This window comes from Blattabacterium cuenoti, from assembly GCF_014251755.1.
Taxonomy (GTDB): Bacteria; Bacteroidota; Bacteroidia; order Flavobacteriales; family Blattabacteriaceae; genus Blattabacterium; species Blattabacterium cuenoti_AN.
In genome coordinates this window covers 517,047-536,037 of record NZ_CP059200.1, presented here as the reverse complement: position 1 = coordinate 536,037, position 18,991 = coordinate 517,047, and the positions used below count along the sequence as shown (strand labels likewise).

General features: G+C 26.1%; 15 protein-coding genes. 7 read left to right on the top strand and 8 right to left on the bottom strand.

The window, feature by feature from the left end; genetic code table 11:
- Window positions 1–11 precede the first annotated feature (11 nt).
- Window positions 12–764, bottom strand: a complete 753-nt coding sequence (ubiE, locus tag H0H57_RS02625) for a bifunctional demethylmenaquinone methyltransferase/2-methoxy-6-polyprenyl-1,4-benzoquinol methylase UbiE (RefSeq protein WP_185863738.1) — start codon at window positions 762–764, stop codon at window positions 12–14.
- A 100-nt stretch (window positions 765–864) separates the two neighbouring features.
- Between ubiE and H0H57_RS02620 the strand changes: the two genes are divergently transcribed.
- The 6 genes from H0H57_RS02620 to H0H57_RS02595 all read left to right on the top strand — a co-directional run bounded on the left by H0H57_RS02620 (window position 865) and on the right by H0H57_RS02595 (window position 7,709).
- On the top strand, window positions 865–2,001 hold the full coding sequence (locus H0H57_RS02620; RefSeq protein ID WP_185863737.1) for a 3-oxoacyl-ACP synthase III family protein: 1,137 nt from the start codon (window positions 865–867) through the stop codon (window positions 1,999–2,001).
- Window positions 1,970–2,224, top strand: coding sequence for a type B 50S ribosomal protein L31 (locus H0H57_RS02615; RefSeq protein ID WP_185863736.1), 255 nt, complete (start codon window positions 1,970–1,972; stop codon window positions 2,222–2,224). Before H0H57_RS02620 ends, H0H57_RS02615 begins: the two co-directional genes overlap by 32 nt.
- 12 nt (window positions 2,225–2,236) lie before the next feature.
- Window positions 2,237–3,421 (top strand): putative sugar nucleotidyl transferase, encoded by a 1,185-nt coding sequence (locus H0H57_RS02610; protein WP_185863735.1) that lies wholly within the window; start codon window positions 2,237–2,239, stop codon window positions 3,419–3,421.
- Between the two features lie 97 nt (window positions 3,422–3,518).
- On the top strand, window positions 3,519–5,825 hold the full coding sequence (metE, locus tag H0H57_RS02605) for a 5-methyltetrahydropteroyltriglutamate--homocysteine S-methyltransferase (protein ID WP_185863734.1): 2,307 nt from the start codon (window positions 3,519–3,521) through the stop codon (window positions 5,823–5,825).
- A gap of 71 nt (window positions 5,826–5,896) precedes the next feature.
- Window positions 5,897–6,337 carry a SufE family protein gene (locus H0H57_RS02600; RefSeq protein WP_185863733.1) on the top strand — a complete coding sequence of 147 codons (441 nt, stop codon included), beginning with the start codon at window positions 5,897–5,899 and terminating at the stop codon, window positions 6,335–6,337.
- A 13-nt stretch (window positions 6,338–6,350) separates the two neighbouring features.
- Window positions 6,351–7,709, top strand: coding sequence for an aldehyde dehydrogenase family protein (locus H0H57_RS02595; protein WP_185863732.1), 1,359 nt, complete (start codon window positions 6,351–6,353; stop codon window positions 7,707–7,709).
- Here H0H57_RS02595 and rpoN read toward each other — a convergent pair.
- From rpoN to leuS, 6 genes are all read right to left on the bottom strand, one after another.
- Window positions 7,704–9,158: an RNA polymerase factor sigma-54 gene (rpoN, locus tag H0H57_RS02590; protein ID WP_185863731.1), complete on the bottom strand. Its 1,455-nt coding sequence runs from the start codon at window positions 9,156–9,158 to the stop codon at window positions 7,704–7,706. The genes H0H57_RS02595 and rpoN overlap by 6 nt on opposite strands.
- A gap of 6 nt (window positions 9,159–9,164) precedes the next feature.
- Window positions 9,165–10,583 (bottom strand): asparagine--tRNA ligase, encoded by a 1,419-nt coding sequence (gene asnS, locus H0H57_RS02585; protein WP_185863730.1) that lies wholly within the window; start codon window positions 10,581–10,583, stop codon window positions 9,165–9,167.
- Between the two features lies 1 nt (window position 10,584).
- Window positions 10,585–11,139 carry a ribosome-recycling factor gene (locus tag H0H57_RS02580; RefSeq protein ID WP_185863729.1) on the bottom strand — a complete coding sequence of 185 codons (555 nt, stop codon included), beginning with the start codon at window positions 11,137–11,139 and terminating at the stop codon, window positions 10,585–10,587.
- Window positions 11,140–11,143: 4 nt separating this feature from the next.
- Window positions 11,144–11,860: a UMP kinase gene (gene pyrH / locus H0H57_RS02575; protein ID WP_185863728.1), complete on the bottom strand. Its 717-nt coding sequence runs from the start codon at window positions 11,858–11,860 to the stop codon at window positions 11,144–11,146.
- 40 nt (window positions 11,861–11,900) lie between these two features.
- Window positions 11,901–13,328 (bottom strand): Glu/Leu/Phe/Val family dehydrogenase, encoded by a 1,428-nt coding sequence (locus H0H57_RS02570; protein ID WP_185863727.1) that lies wholly within the window; start codon window positions 13,326–13,328, stop codon window positions 11,901–11,903.
- 149 nt (window positions 13,329–13,477) lie between these two features.
- Window positions 13,478–16,252: a leucine--tRNA ligase gene (leuS, locus tag H0H57_RS02565; protein WP_185863726.1), complete on the bottom strand. Its 2,775-nt coding sequence runs from the start codon at window positions 16,250–16,252 to the stop codon at window positions 13,478–13,480.
- Window positions 16,253–16,415: 163 nt separating this feature from the next.
- Between leuS and mgtE the strand changes: the two genes are divergently transcribed.
- Window positions 16,416–17,765 (top strand): magnesium transporter, encoded by a 1,350-nt coding sequence (gene mgtE / locus H0H57_RS02560; protein WP_185863725.1) that lies wholly within the window; start codon window positions 16,416–16,418, stop codon window positions 17,763–17,765.
- Here mgtE and H0H57_RS02555 read toward each other — a convergent pair.
- A partial coding sequence (locus H0H57_RS02555; RefSeq protein ID WP_238784310.1) for an RluA family pseudouridine synthase occupies window positions 17,760–18,991 on the bottom strand: 1,232 nt, incomplete at its 5' end. The two genes, mgtE and H0H57_RS02555, sit on opposite strands and share 6 nt — an antisense overlap.

Genomic DNA, 18,991 nt, shown 5'->3' with positions numbered 1-18,991 from the left:
AAATATTTTAATTAATTAAAGGTATTCAAAATCAATTTTTTTTTTTTCTTGACTAAGTAAATAGAAACAATTCCAAAAGTTAGTTTTTGCATATAAATTGGATCGAATTGATGATATTTTAAAAATTTCTTCATTTTTTGGTTATAATAGGGAAAAGAGAATATAGATTCTTTTAAATAATTATAAGCAAAATGATTTTTTGAAATAAAATTTCCGACTTTTTTTACAAAATGAAAATAAAAATAATAAATTTTTTTTATCCAATAATTGGAAGGGGTAGAAAATTCTAAAATCACTAAAATTCCTGAGGTTTTTAAAATTCTATATATTTCTTTCATAGAAGAATGAATGTATTGAAAATTTCTTATTCCAAAAGCAATAGTTACTATATCAAAAGTATCATTTTGAAACGGAATATATTGCGAATATCCTTGAATAGTTTGAATTCTTTCTTCAAAAAAAGATTTTTTTATTTTTTTTTCTGCTATTTTCAGCATTTTATCAGATGGATCTAATCCCGTAATATAAGCGTGTTTGAATTTATGAGCTAGTAATATAGCGAAATCTCCAGTACCAGTAGCTAAATCTAATATTTTTAGATCTTTTTTTTCACTAAATTTGTATAATAAATGAATAGCTTTTTTTCTCCATATAAAATCTATTCCAAAAGAGAGTATATGATTGATAAAGTCGTATTTTTTAGCAATATGATCAAACATGTTTTTCAATTTCTTTTCTTTTGAAGAAGGAGAATATTTATTCATTTTTTGTAAATTATATGAAGAACAAATAATGGTTTTTGAATTTATTTCAAGAATTTTATTTTTTTTACTTTATCACTAAAATTTTGATTTAGTCTTTAAAATGATTCGATCAATCATTACAGGAACGGGGCATTATTTACCAGACAAGATTATAAAAAAAGATCATTTTATGGAACATAAATTTTATGATAATAGAGGATTCAAAATTAAAAAATCTAATGAAGAAATCATTAATAAATTTCAAAAAATTACAGAAATAGAGGAAAGGAGATATGTAAATAAAGGATTATTTAATTCTGATATTGCTGCTATTGCGGCAAAAAGAGCTTTGAATAATTCTAAAATTTGTAAAGAAAAAATAGATTATATCATATCGGCTCATAACTATGGAGATATTCATCCTATTTCTTATCAATCTGATTTAGTTCCTTCTATATCTGCTAAAATCAAAAATAAACTTCAAATAAAAAATAAAAAATGTAGACCATATGATATGATTTTTGGTTGTCCAGGTTGGATAGAAGGAATGATTCTAGCAAATCAACTTTTACGATCTAAACATGCTAAAAACATATTGATTACTAGTTCTGAAACCTTATCTCAAGTAACAGATCCACATGATAGAAATGCAATGATTTTTTCCGATGGTGCCGGAGCGGCGGTTTTATCTGCTATGGAATATTTAGAAAACGAAAAAGATGGAATTATCCATTATGATACTCAATGTGATAATAATGAAAAATTATATTATTTAACGAATGGGCCTTCTTTAAATCCTAGTTATAAGAAATCTTTAGTTAATATTAGAATGAATGGAAGAAGAATTTATGAATATGCATTAACAGAAGTTCCAAACATGTTAAAAAATATGCTTGATCATGCTAATTTACATCTTCATGATATTCAGAAAATTATTCTTCATCAAGCTAATGCTAAAATGGATTATGCAATTTTAAAAAGATTATTGAAATTATATAATGATACATCCTTAAAAAAGGATTGTTTATTGAAAATTATGCCTATGACAATTCAAAAATTTGGAAATTCTTCTGTAGCTACTGTTCCCACTTTATTGGATTTAATTCTTAAAGGAAAAATGCCTCCTCATGAAATAAAACCTGGAGATACAATTCTTATGGCTTCCTTAGGTGCTGGAATGAATATTAATGGAATGATTTACCGTTTCCCCCAAAAAAAAAATAAATATGAAAAAAAAAATACATCCCGAAAACTATAGACCTGTTGTTTTTAAAGATATTAATAATGAAAAAATAATTATTTGTCAATCAACAGTTACAACAAAAGATTCTATTCATATAAATGGAAGTGATTATCCATTATATAAAATGGAAATATCTAGTTATTCACATCCGTTTTTCACTGGAGAAAAAAAATTTTTAGGAAAAACAGGTCCAGCCGAAAAATTTAAGAAAAAATATGAAAAATATAAAAAATTCTAGAAATAAATTCATATGAATTTTATATTATATGATGGTATAGAATGGAAACAATTATTTCCTATAACACTGACTAGACCTGTATCAGAAATTCGATTGGGTTTATTTACGATAAAAGAAAGATGGGAAAAATACATTGGAAAAACAGCATATGATATTATTACACAATCATTTCTTTCAAAAAAATATTCCAAAAACAAATATTCATATTTTGAAAATATGTTGTTCATTAATTCTTCATTCATTCCTAATGAAGAGTTAATTCAAATTCTTTTTTCTTTAAAAGAAAACGAAACTATTTTTTTTAAAGAAAAAATGATTGCTATCAAAAAAAATTTTTTAGTCAAAGAAGACATTTTTTCTTTGTCAAAAAAGTGTACAAAAACATATTATGTAAAACAAGTTATTCATATTCAATTTCCATGGGAAATATTTACAAATAATGAAATTATATTAAAAGAAGATTTTATGTTTTTTACAAAAGGAAAAAAATCTTTTTCTTTGTTGGGGAACAATCATGTTCTTTGTAAGAACAAAATTTTTTTAGAAGAAGATATAAAAGCAAATAATGTCGTATTAAATGCTCAATTTGGTCCTATATATATTGAAAAAGGAGTTGAAATTATGGAAGGATCTGTCATCAGAGGTCCAGTATCAATTGGAAAAAGCAGTATATTGAATGTAGGATCAAAAATATATGGAGGGACAACTATTGCTCCTTTCTGTAAAGTTGGAGGAGAAATTTTTAATTCTGTAATTTTTTCTTATTCTAACAAAGTTCATGATGGTTTTTTAGGAAATTCTATTTTGGGAGAATGGTGTAATTTGGGAGCGGGAACCAATATTTCTAATTTAAGGAATGATTATAAAAAGGTGACAGTTTGGAATTATGAAAAAAAAGATTTTTTTCCTACCAATTTGCAATTTTTTGGTATAATAATGGGAGATCATTCCAAATCAGCAATAAATACTCAATTTAATACAGCGACAATCGTAGGTGTAAGTAATAGTATTTTTGGATATGGATTTCCTCCTAGATATATTTCTTCTTTTTATTTGGGAGGAATTCAAAGTAAAAAAAGAATATCTTTTCATCAAATTTGTGAAACTGCTGAAATTATGATGAACAGAAGAAACAGAACTTTTTCTGTTTTAGACAAAAAAATATTAAAATATTTATATCAATTATTGGATATTTAAGATATTTAGATATTTAATTTAGTTGATTGTCTATATGTGTATGGATAGTATCCATATGAATGAAAATAAAATTTAAATAATAAAAGTAAGTTATTTTATGCTAAAACATAATTTGGGTTATCCTCGTATAGGGAGACGAAGAGAGTTAAAAAAAGCTTGTGAAGCTTATTGGGCAAAAAAAATTGATTTTAGCGCTTTGTTTGAAGTAGGAAAAAGGATAAGAGAAGAAAATTGGAAAATTCAAGAAAAAGCTGATTTAGATTTGATTCCATGCAATGATTTCAGTTTTTACGATCATGTTCTAGATATGTCCTTATTATTAGGAGTGATTTCTGAGTCTTATCTTTCTATTCCAATGATTCATAATAATATTGATTTATATTTTTCTATGGCTAGAGGTTTTCAAAAAAATGGATGGGATATCAAAGCAATGGAAATGACCAAATGGTTTAATACTAATTATCATTATATTGTTCCAGAATTTGATAAAAATCAAAAATTTTCTATTTTTTCGAATAAAATTTTTGATGAATTAGAGGAATCTAAAAATATATTGAAATCGATCAAAAAAATTAAACCTGTATTAATTGGACCTATATCCTATTTATTTTTAGGAAAAGAAAAAGAAAAATCCTTTCATAGAATGGATTTAGTAGAAAACCTTGTTCCTGTTTATATAAACATTATACAAAAATTAAAAGATAAAGGGGTTCATTGGATTCAATTAGATGAACCTATTTTAGTTTTAGACATGTCTGAAAAAGAAAAAAAAGTTTTTAAATATGCTTATAGAGAAATATCTAAATTTTGTTATGGAATCAATATTTTGTTAACTTCTTATTTTGATGGCATATCAGAAAATATATCTCTTTTTCAAGAGACATCTGTTCAAGCTTTACATATAGATCTAGTGGAAGATTCAAATCAGTTGGAAAAAATACTTTCTTTTTTTTCAAAAGAGTCAAAAATGATTTTATCTTTGGGACTGATTAATGGAAGAAATATATGGAAAAACAATTATGCCAATTCTATTCAAAAAATAGAAAAATCGATTAAATTGATAGGAGAAAATAGAATTATGATTGCTCCTAATTGTTCTCTTTTACATGTTCCTCTAGATGTAGATTCTGAGAATTCTATTCATGTAGATATCAAAAATAGAATGTCTTTCGCTAAACAAAAAATTTATGAATTAAATGATTTAGAAAAAATTATCAAAGGAAATAAAAATATTTTACTCAATAATTCTTCTTTATTAAAAAAATCATCTTCTATTTTTTATGATAAAAAAATCAAAGAAAGAGCAACAAAAATAACAAAACAAGATACACAAAGAAATAATCATTTTCATATTAGACAAAAAAAGCAGAAGAGAAAATTTCATCTTCCTTTGTTTCCTACTACTACTATAGGATCTTTTCCTCAGACGAAAGAAATACGTAGTTTTCGAAATTTATTTCGAAAGAAAGAATTGAGTCAAGAAAAATATGATGAAAAAATTAAAAATTTTATTGTAAATGTTATTAAAAAACAAGAAGAAATAGATTTAGATGTACTAGTTCATGGAGAATTTGAAAGAACTGATATGGTAGAATATTTTTCTGATAAATTAAAAGGGATACTTTCTACCAAAAATGGATGGGTTCAAAGTTATGGTAGCCGATGTGTTAAACCTCCTATTATTTATGGGGATGTTAGTCGTATTGGAGATATGACCGTTGAATGGATATGTTTTGCTCAATCTCAAACAAAAAAATTAATGAAAGGGATGTTGACTGGACCTGTGACCATTTTACAATGGTCTTTTGTAAGAGATGACCAACCTATTTCTCATACTGCTTATCAAATAGCTTGGGCTATACGAGAAGAAGTTTTATCCTTAGAAAAATCTGGAATTCAAATGATTCAAATTGATGAGCCTGCTCTTAGAGAAGGATTACCTTTGAAAAAAAAGTATTGGAAATCTTATTTCGATTGGTCTATTAAGGCTTTTCGTCTTTCTTCAAGTGGAGTAAAAGATGAAACCCAAATCCATACACATATGTGTTATAGTGAATTTAATGATATATTTGAACATATAGCAGATATGGATGCCGACGTCATTACGATGGAAACTTCTAGATCTAAAATGGAATTGTTGGAAGCCTTTTCTGTTTTTTCTTATCCTAATGAAATAGGTCCAGGAGTATATGATATTCATTCTCCAAGAATTCCTACCGTAAAAGAAATATTAGACTTAATAGAAAAAGCTTCAAAAAAAATATCTATAAAAAATATTTGGGTCAATCCCGATTGTGGGTTAAAAACGAGAAAATGGAAGGAAGTATTGATGTCGCTTCATAATATGACAATAGCAGCGAAAAGGGCTAGATTAAAATTTATCAATAGCAGCGAAAAGGGCTAGATTAAAATTTATCAATCCATATTTAAAAAAAAGAAAAGTGTATATTTTCATGTTGATCTAAAAATTTATAAATGACTTTGCGTCAAAAAGAAGAAATTGTAAAAAAGGAATTTCAAATTCTTAAAAATTGGGAGGAAAAATATGAATATTTGATAGATTTAGGGAATAAATTATCTAAAAAATCAATTAATTTTAGGTCTGAAGATAAATTAATTCATGGTTGTCAATCTAAAGTTTGGTTGAAGGCTAAATTGAATGGATCACGTATTTTTTTTGAAGCAGATAGTGATGCTTTATTACCTAGAGGAATGGCTTCTCTTATGATTCAAGTATATTCCGGTCTCTTTCCTTTTGAAATTATTTATTCTAATGCTAATTTTATTTATGAAATAGGATTTCAAACTTTTTTATCTCCTATTAGAGCTAATGGAATGCTTTTATTTTTGAAAAAAATAAAATTTTATGCCATAGCTTTGAGTTCCCAAATTTCTGTTAGCTTGGGACGAATTTAAAAAAAACAATGAAATGTTTCAAACCATTAATCCTGTAGATAATAATGTATTAAATACTTATTATTATTTATCTAATAAAAATATTAATGTTAAATTATCTGAAGCTAAAAATGCATATCAAAAATGGAAAAATTATTCCTTTGAATCTAAAGTTCAATGTTTAATAAAATTTTGTTCTTGCATACAAAAAGCTAAAGATATTATAGCCTATTCCATTACTCAAGAAATGGGAAAACCTATAATTCAATCTTATGCTGAAGTAAACAAGAGTATTAATTTATGTAAATATTATTGTGAATTAAGAGAATCTATTTTTTTAGAAAAAATTGATACTGAATATCAAACTTCTTATGTAAAATTTGAATCTATAGGTTCTATATTAGGAATAATGCCATGGAATTATCCCATATGGCAAACAATTAGATCTACTATTCCTAATTTATTATTAGGAAATGTGATTCTTATAAAACCAGCTATTAATACAACAGGATGTTCTATGATTTTAGAAAAAATATTTTTAGAATCCGATTTTCCTAAAGGAATTTTTCAGGTTTTATTAATAGATCTGAATCAGATAGAATCGGTGATAGCTCATCCTACAATACAAGGAGTCACTTTTACAGGAAGTACTTTAGCGGGGAGTGTAATCGGATCATTATCGGGAAAATATATTAAAAAATCTGTTTTAGAACTAGGAGGAAATGATGCATTTGTAGTTTTAAAAGATGTAGAACATATAGAAAAAATAGCAAAAATAGCGACAGAATCTAGATTAAATAATACAGGACAAACATGTATTTCTGCAAAAAGATTTATTGTAGATAAAACCATCATAAATGATTTTATAGATGCAGTTATACAAGAAATGAAAACATATCGTATAGGAAATTTATACAGTGAATCCACTAAAATAGGTTATATTTCTCGTTATGATTTATCTGAAAAATTGTATCAACAATATAAGAATATCATTCTAAATGGAGGAGAAATATGTTTAGAAATTACTAGAAATGGTAATTTTTTTTCTCCTTCTTTATTAAAGATAGAAAATGATAATTGTGTAGTAAAGAAAGAAGAAATATTTGGTCCAATAGGAATTATTTCTTCTTTTTCTAAAGAAGAAATAATTCCTGATATTGTCAATAATACACCATATGGACTTGGAACCTCTATTTGGACGAAAGATTTAGAAAAAGCGGAAAAAATATCAAGTAAAATAGATACGGGGATGATTTTCATTAATGAAGTAGTAAAATCAGATCCACGTTTTCCTTTTGGAGGAGTGAAACAATCCGGATATGGTAGAGAATTATCATCATTATCTATAAAAGAATTTTCTAATTGGAAAACTGTAATGATAAAAAAATTATAAATTTTTTCGCATTCTTGCAACAGGAAAATGCATTTGATTTCTATATTTTGCTATAGTTCTTCTGGCTACTAGATAACCTTTTTTTCTAAGTAAATTGGATAATTTTTCATCAGTAAGAGGTCTTTTTTTATTTTCTTTATCTATTGATTCTTTTAAAAGTTTTTTGATTTCAATAGAGGAAATTTCTTTTCCTTCTTGATTCATCATTTTTTCAGAAAAAAAACTTTTGATTAAAAAAGTTCCATATGGAGTATTAACATATTTACTATTAGCGACTCGAGAAACAGTAGAAATTCCTACTCCAATTTTTTGGGAAATATTTTTTAAAATCATAGGTTTTATTGTAACGGGATCTCCCGTTAAAAAATATTCTTTTTGATAATCCATAATAGCATTCATTGTTAGCATGAGTGTATTTTGACGTTGTTGAATTGCATCTACAAACCATTTTGCTGAATTTATTTTTTTTTTTAAAAACACAATGGTTCCTTCATTTTCTTTTATATTTTTTTCTGATTGATAAGATTTCAACATATCTAAATATAAAGAGGATATTTTCAATTCTGGTATGTTTCTTTGATTTAAAGTCAATTCTAATTTTTCATCTGAAACAGAAATATTAAAATCCGGAATAATATGATTCAAATTTTTAGTATTATCAGAATAAATTTTTCCTGGTTTAGGGTTTAATTTTTTTATTTTATCAATAATTTTTCGTAAACTTTTTTTTGTTATTCCCAATTTTTTTTGCAGTTTTTGATAATGTTTTTTTATAAAAGATTCAAAATGATATCGTATAATTTTTTTTGATAAAAGAACTTCTTGATTGATTTTTTTTTTTTCTAATTGAATCAGTAAACATTCTTGTAGATCTCTGGATCCTACACCTATAGGATCTAATTTTTGAATGTAATTCACAAGCAATTTTTCTAATTTTTCTGTAGATACAGATTTTCCAAGTATTAAAAAAATATCATCCGATATAGATGTAATTGTTCTTCTAATATAACCATCATCATCTATGTTTCCTAATATAAAATCAGCAATTAATAAATCTTTTTCATTTAAACGAAATGTATGTAATTGATTTTTTAAATATTCTTGAAAAGAAATTCCAGATATAATAGAAATGTGTTTTTTCACACTATAATTTTTTTGGTTATTGATTTGGAAATCTTCTATTTCGTCATCACTGAAATATTCATCTATAATATGATCTAAAGATGGATTTTGATCTTCTGTGATATCTATCTTATTTTCTTCTTCTAAGATATCTGAATATTCTTCTAAATCTGAAGAATTTTCCTCTTCCAATGCTGGATTTTCTTCCAATTCTTGTTGAACTCTTTGTTCAAAATCTAAAGTAGATAATTGAACTAATTTCATTAGTTTAATTTGTTGTGGAGAAAGTTTATGTTGCCCTTTTTGCAATAACTGTTGTTTTAACATGTTTTTTTAAAATTCTGCATTGTTTGGAGTTCTTGGAAATGGGATTACATCACGAATGTTATTCATTCCTGTAATAAATTGAACCAAACGATCAAAACCTAAACCAAATCCACTATGAGGAACAGAACCAAAACGACGTGTATCTAAATACCACCAAAGTTTATTGAAATCAATGTTTGTATCTTTCATCCGTTGTAATAACATATCATAACGTTCTTCTCTTTGAGAACCTCCAATAATTTCTCCTATTTCAGGAAATAAAATATCCATAGCTCTAACAGTTTTACCATCATTATTCATACGCATATAAAAGGCTTTAATGCTACAAGGATAATCAAATATAATGACAGGAATTTTTTTAAAATATATATCAACTAAATATTGTTCATGTTCAGATTTTAAATCCATACCCCAAATGATTGGATGTGAAAATTTTATATTTTTTTTCTTTTCTTCTTGATCAAGAATTCTTATAGTTTCTGTATAACTAATTTTCTTAAATGGAAATTTTAATATAAGTTCTAATTTCTCTAAAAGGTAGTTTTTTTTCTTTTTTTTCCATTTTTCCAAACATTGATTTAAAAAGATTAAATCTTCCATACTATTTTCAACAATATATTTAATAACAAACTTTAGAAATTTTTCTGCTAGATTTATGTTTTCTTCAAGATGATAAAAGGCAATTTCTGGTTCAATCATCCAAAATTCAGATAAATGTCGTGAAGTATTGGAATTTTCTGCTCGAAACACAGGACCAAAAGTATATACTTTTCCTAATCCTAAAGAAGCGGTTTCTGCTTCTAATTGTCCGGATACACTGAGATAAGTTTTACATTTAAAAAAATCTTTTGCATAATCTATGAGTTGATTTTCTTTTAAATCCATAGTTGTAATTTGAAACATCTTTCCGGTTCCTTCACAATTTGAAGTCGTAATAATTGGAGAATGAAGATAGAAAAAACCATGTTCATGAAAATACTTGTGTATACAAAAAGCGATATGATGACGAATTCGCATAATGCAACTAAAAATGTTTGTTTGAAAACGTAAATGAGCTTGTTCACGAAGTTTTTCCAAACTATGCCTTTTAGGTTGCAAAATAGATTTTTGAAGAATTTCTGGATTTACTAATTCATATATGGTGATATCCAAAGATTGGAGTTCAATATATTGTTTTTTTCCAATACTTTTTTTTACTATCCCTATAACTCTAATTGAACTTCCAATTGTTATTTTTTTCATGATTATTTTATCCAATTTATTGGTGGATAAAACAATTTGTAGATTTTGAATGGTAGATCCATCATTCAAACTGATAAAAATAGAATAACGAAAAGAACGGATCCATCCTTCAACTAATACTTTTTTGTTTAGTAAAAATTTTCCTTGGTTTAATAATTTTTTAATTGAATATTTTTTTATCATTTTATATTCTCAATATTTCTTTTTCCTTATGAAGAAAGAAATTTTCTATCTTTTGTATGTATTCATTCGTCATTTTTTGTATACGATTTTCCCCTGTTTTAGAAACATCTTCTGATATTTTTAATTTTCTTATATATTGGTTATTTTTACTTCGAATTCTTCTCACAAGAACTTTTGCATATTCTGTTTGTAATTTTATTTTTTTCATCATATTTTTTCTACTTTCTTCTGTAATGATAGGTAAATGTATATGAATAGAGTCTCCTTTATTAGTGGGAATAAAACCTAAATTAGCATTAATAATCGCTTTATCTATATCTGAAATAATAGAACGATCCCAAGGATCAATAGAAATATTCATATTATCTATAATAGAAATGTTGGCGACTTCTATAAGTGGAAAAAAGGTTCCATAACATTTTATTTTTATTTTACCTAAAAAAGAAGAAACAGACTTACTGCCTAATCGAATCCGATGAATTTCTTTTTTCAGTTTTTCCAAAATGTTTTCCATATCTTTTTTACAAGAGGAAAAAATGTCGTTCAACTCATCCATAATTTTATTTTTTTTTAGAAACCATGGTTCCTATTTTTTCTCCTGAAATTACTTTTTTTAAATTTCCTTTTTTATTGATATCAAAAATAATAATTGGTAGATCATTTTCGTTTCCTAAAATGAAAGCAGTTTGATCCATGACCTTGATTCCCATTTGATATGCCATATCAAAAGATATATTTTTCAATTTTTTAGCATATTTATTTTTTTCTGGATCTGTTGTGTAAATTCCATCTACTCTAGTTCCTTTTAATAATACATCAGCTTTAATTTCAATAGCACGCAAAACAGCGGCTGTATCGGTAGTAAAATAAGGATTTCCTAATCCCGCGACAAATATGACAACTTTTCCTCTTTCAAGATGATGTATGGCTCTATCTTTACCAAAAGGTTCTGCAATTTCATCCATTCTAATAGCTGTTTGAATACAAGTACAGATTCCTACATTTTCTAAATATGATTGAAAGGCTATACCGTTAATAACGGTAGCTAACATTCCCATATAATCTCCTTCTATACGATTTATAGTTTTTTCCTTTATTCTAGGAAATCCTCGAAATATATTTCCACCTCCAATAACTATAGCCACTTGAGCTCCCATATCTACTACTTTTTTGACTTCTTCAGCATATTGTTGAAAACGAGTAGAATGGAATCCAAATTCGTTCTCTCCCATAAGAGCTTCTCCACTTAATTTCAATAATGATCTTTTATATTTCATGAAAAATGTATTTTTTCTTTTTTTTTCAGAATCAAAGATATTATGGAAAAATGCCTAGTCTTTCATAAGAATCTATAATTTTGTTGATAGATAACACAAATGCTGCAGTACGCATGTTTTCTATTTTTAATGATTTTTTTAGGTCACAAATTTTGTGAAATCCATTGATCATGGTATCTTCTAATCCGCTACGGACCAAATCTATTTCTCTTGGACCTCTTAAAATCATTTTTTTTTCTTCTATTGAAATTGGTTTTTTGCAAACCGTTTCTATAACTTTCAAAAATTCTGCATTTACATTTTCTCTAAATTTTTTTTCCATACGTCCATAACGGACATGACTTAAATTTTTTAGCCATTCAAAATAAGAAACAGTAACTCCACCTGCATTTAAGTAAATATCAGGAACAATAATCACTCCTTTTTTATCCAAAATTTCATCAGCTTCAGGAGTAATCGGTCCATTTGCCGCTTCTCCAATTATTTTAGCCTTAATACGATTTGCATTATTTTTATGGATCACATTTTCTAACGCTGCTGGAATTAAAATATCGCATTCTAATTCTAAAGCCTTTTCCGTATTTTTTATATTTTTTGCTTCTGGAAAATTTAATATGGATCCGTTGTTTTTTAAATGTAAAAAAACTTTGGATACATTTAATCCTTTTTTGTTATAAATTGCTCCCTCTCTTTCTGCTAAAGCGATTATAATAGCCCCAGACTCATGAAAAAAACTGGCAGCATGATATCCAACATTGCCTAATCCTTGTATAATAATTTTTTTTCCAACTAATCCTACATCAAGACCAACAGAATACATATCTTCTTTTACATGGCACAACTCTCTGATCCCATAAAAAACGCCCAAACCTGTTGCTTCTTTTCTTCCTCTGACTCCTCCTTGAGAAACAGGTTTTCCTGTAACACAAGCTAATGCATCTACGTCTCCAGAACGGAGAGATAGAAAAGTATCAAAAATCCAACTCATCTCTCTTTCTCCAGTTCCATAATCAGGAGCGGGAACATCTATTCCTGGACCAATAAAATTTTTTTTAATCAATTCAGAGGTATAACGTCGTGTTATTTTTTCTATGTTTTCTGATGATATAGTTTGTGGATCTATTTTTATACCACCTTTAGCCCCTCCAAAAGGAACATCAACTATGGCACATTTGTAGGTCATTAAAGCGGCTAAAGTCATAATTTCATCTTGATTAACTTTCATACTATATCGAATACCTCCTTTACAAGGAAGTTTATGATGGGAATGTTGAACTCTATATGCTTCTATCACTTTGATTTCTTTTCCTATTTTAACGGGAAAATGCATTCGATATACAGAATTACAAGCTTTTATTTGTTCTAAAAGACCTTTTTCAATAGAAATAAATTGTGCAGCTTTATCAAAATTTTTTTCTATACAGTTAAAAAAACCATATGAACCAGTTTTATTTTGGTTTTTTGACATAAAACAAAGTTTTTATCTTATAGAATGATAAAAAAATATAAAAATGAATGCTACATTATAGAGTACAAATCTACGTTTTATAGACAAATTTAATTTTGTATTAAAATGGATTGAAATATTAGAATATAAATAAAGTCATTTTAAAAAATTTATTTAAATAAAATATTTATTATTTTTTTAGGAATAAAAATTAACTTTTGTAAAGTTTTTTCTTTCAAAAAACATTTTGTTTTAGGATGATTTAAGATTTTCTTTTTTATTTCTTCTATTGGAGTGCTAGAATCAAACTTTTCTAAAAATTTTAATTTTCCATTAAACATAATCGGATATGTTATTTCCTTTTTCACTATATATTTTGGATTAAAAACTGGAAAATCGTAAAATAGAACAGATTTTTTTTTCCCCAGTTTATACCATAATTCTTCGGATACATGAGGAGCAAATGGAGCTATTAATTGTACCAAAGGTTCTAGGATTTTTCTTTTATTACATTTTAATGCAGTCAATTGATTAGTCATAATCATTAATAAACTAATAGAAGTATTCCAAGAAAAAGATTTTATTTTATTTTGGATTTTTTTTATAGAACTATGCAAAATTTCCAATTCTTGTAATGTTGGATTTATTTCACTGATTTGGAAAATTTTATTTTTATGAAATAAACACCAAAATTTAATTAAAAAATTTTTTATTCCATTTATTTTTTTTTCATCCCAAGGTTTCGATTGATTAATAGGACCCAAAAACATTTCATACAAACGAAATGTATCTGATCCATATTTTTCATAAATATCATCAGGATTTATTACATTATATTTTGATTTTGACATTTTTTCCAATTTTCTTTTACAAAAAAAGGATCCTCTTTCTAAAATAAAAACAGATGAATAAAATTCAGGTCTACATTTTTTAAACTTATGAATATTTAATTCATTGTTTTTTTTAATTAAAGAAAGATCCACATATACTTCTTGAAAAGAAAAATATGCGTGTTTTTTATTTTTTAATCCATAAGATAAAAAAATATTTTCTCCTATTACTTTGATTATGATAGCAGAATAACTCAAAATCATTCCTTGATTCAATATTTTTTTGAAAGGTTCTTCAGTCGTTATCCATCCTCTATCTAACAAAAATTTATGCCAAAATCTAGCATAAATCAAATGACCGGTGCTATGTTCAGATCCTCCAATATATAGGTCAACATTTTTCCAATAATTTTCTTTTTTTTTATCAATAAAAAATTGATTGTTATGTACATCCATATATTTAAGATAGTACCAACTTGATCCTGCCCAACTCGGCATGGTACTAGTTTCTATTGGAAATACATTTTTATGATCAATCAAAATATTAGGAACCATCTTCATATTTCTTTCATCCCAAGCCCAATTTTTGGCTCTACTTAATGGAGGTTTTCCATCTTTAGGATGAAAATTATCTATTTTTGGAAGAATGATAGGTAATTTATCAACGGGAATTGTTTTTGGAATTTTATTTTTAAAATAAATAGGAATGGGTTCTCCCCAATATCTTTGTCTGGAAAAAATAGCATCACGAATCTTATAATTTGTTTTAAGTACTCCTATTTTATTTTTCACTAAAATTTTAATAATTTTTTCTTTTGCTTGTTTACGGGTTAATCCATTTAAAAAATTAGAATTAATACACTTTTTATTAAAATCTAAAATTTTAATGATTTCTATACCAAATTGTTTGGCAAATTTTTTACTTTTTTCTTCATGTCCAGGTATTCCGATAACAGATTGGGTTTTTTGATTTACAGAAATAAAATTACTGATATAAATGGGAATCCTTTTATTTCTAATAAAAGGATGAAAAACATAATTTTCTGTAAAAAATCCAGATATATTTTTTGTATTTTCATTGATAGAAAATTCTTTGGAAAAAGATGTTGATTCATTTTTATGGTGTAAAGACATTTTAACTGCAAGTGGATGATTTGGAGATAATATGATAAAAGTCATTCCAAATATCATTTCTGGATGAGAAGTAAATAATTCAATTTGATGAAAATCCTCAAAAGGAGAAATTACTTTTAATAAAACAGAAATTCCTGTTGATTTTCCTATCCAATTATATTGTAATTTTTTAAAAGATTTAGAACAATTAATAAAGTTTAATCCTTTAATGAGTCTTTCTGCATATGCACTAATTCTTATATGCCATTGTAACATTTTTTTTTTGTAAATTGGATATCCTCCTCTTTCACTTCTTCCATTTTTTATTTCATCATTAGCTAACACTGTTCCTAAATCTGGACACCAATTTACTGTATTTTTACATAAAAAAGCTAATCTATAATCTAAAAGAACAGATTCTTTTTTGTAGAAACTAAATTGTTTCCATGTTTTTGAATCAAATTTATAATTTGATGTAGTGTTTGCGTTAACGCAATTATTTCCATTTTTATTAAATTCTTCAATTAAAAGACTTATAGGTTTAGCTTTTTCATTATTTTTATCGTACCAAGAATTAAAAATTTGAATAAACATCCATTGAGTCCAACGATAATAATTAGGATTGCTAGTGTATAGTTCTCTATTCCAATCAAAGGAAAGGCCTATCTTATTTATTTGTTCTTTATATATACGTGAATTTTCAAGAGTTGTATCGTAAGGATGTTTACCTGTTTGGATCGCATATTGTTCTGCAGGAAGTCCAAAAGAATCAAATCCTATGGGATTTAAAACATTATATTTTTTTGTTCGTTTGTATCTTGCATAAACATCTGATGCTATATAACCTAAACAATGTCCTACATGAAGTCCTGTTCCAGAAGGATAAGGAAACATATTTAAGATGTAGTATTTTCTTTTTTTGTTTTCTTTTGTATGAAAAATGTTATGTTTTTTCCAATATATTTGCCAACGTTTTTCTATTTCACGAAAATTATATTCCATTTTTCTTCTTTTTTTATACTATGTATGATGATATTACAATGATCATTTTATTACGTAATTTTAATTAATTTCTGCATAACAATATATAATTTTTATTTCCTGTAATAGGAAATCCAATCAATAATTAATAATACTCAAAAATTTCCATACAAAGAAAGAAAAAATGTTTAATGAAGATCAAGATTATTTAAATAACGATACATTTCTAAATAATCAAACTATAAGTAGATTAATAAAAATTTTTCATCAGAATCCTAATGATGTTGTAAAAATATTTAGTTTGTTAAAATTATGTAAAGCAATTTCTATTTTTGAAATATTGGATTTTTCTACAAAAAAAAAAATTATAAAAGATTTGTCTTCTATTAAAAAAATGGAATTATTAAATAATTTATCTGTAGATGATCGTATTTCTTTTTTAGAAAATCTTCCAAAAGATATTTTAAAAGACTTAATAAAATATTTAAATAAAGAAGAAAAATGTAAAATTTTAGTATCTCTAGGGTATCCTCAAAATAGTATAGGTTGTTTAATGATTCCATATTATATTGCAATTCAAAAAACTTGGAGCGTACAAGAAGTATTGGATTATATTCGTAAAGAAGTTAAAAATAGTGATGTTATAGAAATTGTCTATATAGTTGACGAAAAAGGAAAATTAATAGATGATATAAAAATACGAGAATTTTTATTAGTAGATCCTAACACAAAAGTATATGATTTAATCAATGGTCAATATACTGAAATTTTAAATATTACGGATACCGAGAAAGAAGCGACTAAAATATTTACTATGAGTAATAGAATTTCGCTTCCAGTTATAGATGATCAGAATTTTTTATTGGGAATCGTAACTATAGATGATATTTTATGGGTTTTAAATGAAAATTATAGAGAAGACTTTCAAAAAATAGGAGGAATGGAAGCTTTAAATCAATCTTATTTAAACGTTCCTTTATACAAACTTATTAAAAAAAGAGCTGGATGGCTAATTTTATTATTTATAGGAGAAATGTTAACAACAACAGTTATGCAAAAATTTTCAAGTGTCATAGAAAAAGCGGTAGTTCTTGCTTTATTCATTCCTTTAGTTGTTTCAAGTGGGGGAAATAGTGGTTCTCAAGCCGCAAGTTTAATTATACAAGCAATGGCTTTGGGTGAGGTTAAAATAAAAGATTGGTGGATTGTGATGAGAAGAGAAATTATTTGCGGTTTTTTTTTAGGTAGTATTTTAGGATTAACAGGTTTTATACGTGTAATAGTTTGGCACAAAATCCATTTATTTAATTATGGTTCTCATTGGATATTAGTGGGTTTTACGGTTTTTTTATCCTTAATTGGAGTTGTATTATGGGGGACATTAAGTGGCTCAATGCTTCCTTTTATAATTAAAAAATTAAGAGGAGACCCAGCCAGTTCTTCAGCTCCTTTTGTTGCCACATTAGTGGATGTTGTTGGATTAATGATCTATTTTTCTATTTCTTATTTTCTTTTGAATGGTACTTTATTATAAGAATATTTTTCTACATTGTTGTAGAACAATTTTAAAATCTTCAGGAATTGGACAATAAAAATAACATTTTTCATGTTTTGGATGAATAAAAGAAAGAGATATAGCATGTAAAGCTTGTCTAGGTAATATCTTGAAACAAGTTTTCAAAAATTTTATATTTCGATTCGAACATTTTTTTTTCATAAAAATTTTATGTCCTCCATAAATAGAATCGTGAAATAATGGATGTCCTAAATATTTGAAATGAGCTCTTATTTGATGTGTTTTTCCTGTTTCTATATTGCAAGAAACATATGTCAAATATTTAAATCGTTCTAACACTTGATAATGTGTTACAGAATATTTTCCTTTATGAGATTCATTTGTTCTAAAAACAGTCATTCTTTTTCTATTTTTAGGATCTCTTCCAATAAAACCAGTTATAATTCCTTTTTTTTCAATCAAATCCCCCCATATTAAAGCCCTATATTCTCTTTGGATTGTTTTAGGATAGTGGAATTGTTGAAATAAATATTTTTTAGAATATTCATTTTTAGCCACAACTAATAAACCTGATGTATCTTTATCTAATCTATGAACTAATCCACTTCTATATAAATTCAAATTTTTCAAATTTGAATTTTGAAGATGATATTTAATTCCATGAATTAATGTCCCTTTATAATGTCCAAATCCAGGATGGACTACCATTCCTGCAGGTTTGTTAACTACAATGAGATCTTCATCTTCATGAAGAATATCAAGATTTATTTTTTCTGCAACAATATTTTTATACTCTAAATGATCTAATATAGGAGAAATTTTAGAGAATTGAATTTCTATCAAATCTAAAGGTTGTATTCTATAATTTTTTTTTACAATCTGTTGATTCACGATAACTTTTTCTGAAAACATCAATTTTTGAATTTGATTTCTGCTGATATTTTCTATATTCTTTTTCAAGAACTTATCAATGCGAATTTCTTTTTGATTTTGTTTTACAACAATGTGAATTGTCTTCATTGTTTTTGACGTTTTTGTTTTTGACGTTTTTGTTTTTGACGTTTTTGTTTTTGACGTTTTTGTTTTTGACGTTTTTGTTTTTGACGTTTTTGTTTTTGACGTCTTTGTTTTTGACGTCTTTGTTTTTGACGTCTTTGTTTTTGACGTCTTTGTTTTTGACGTCTTTGTTTTTGACGTCTTTGTTTTTGACGTCTTTGTTTTTGACGTCTTTGTTTTTGACGTCT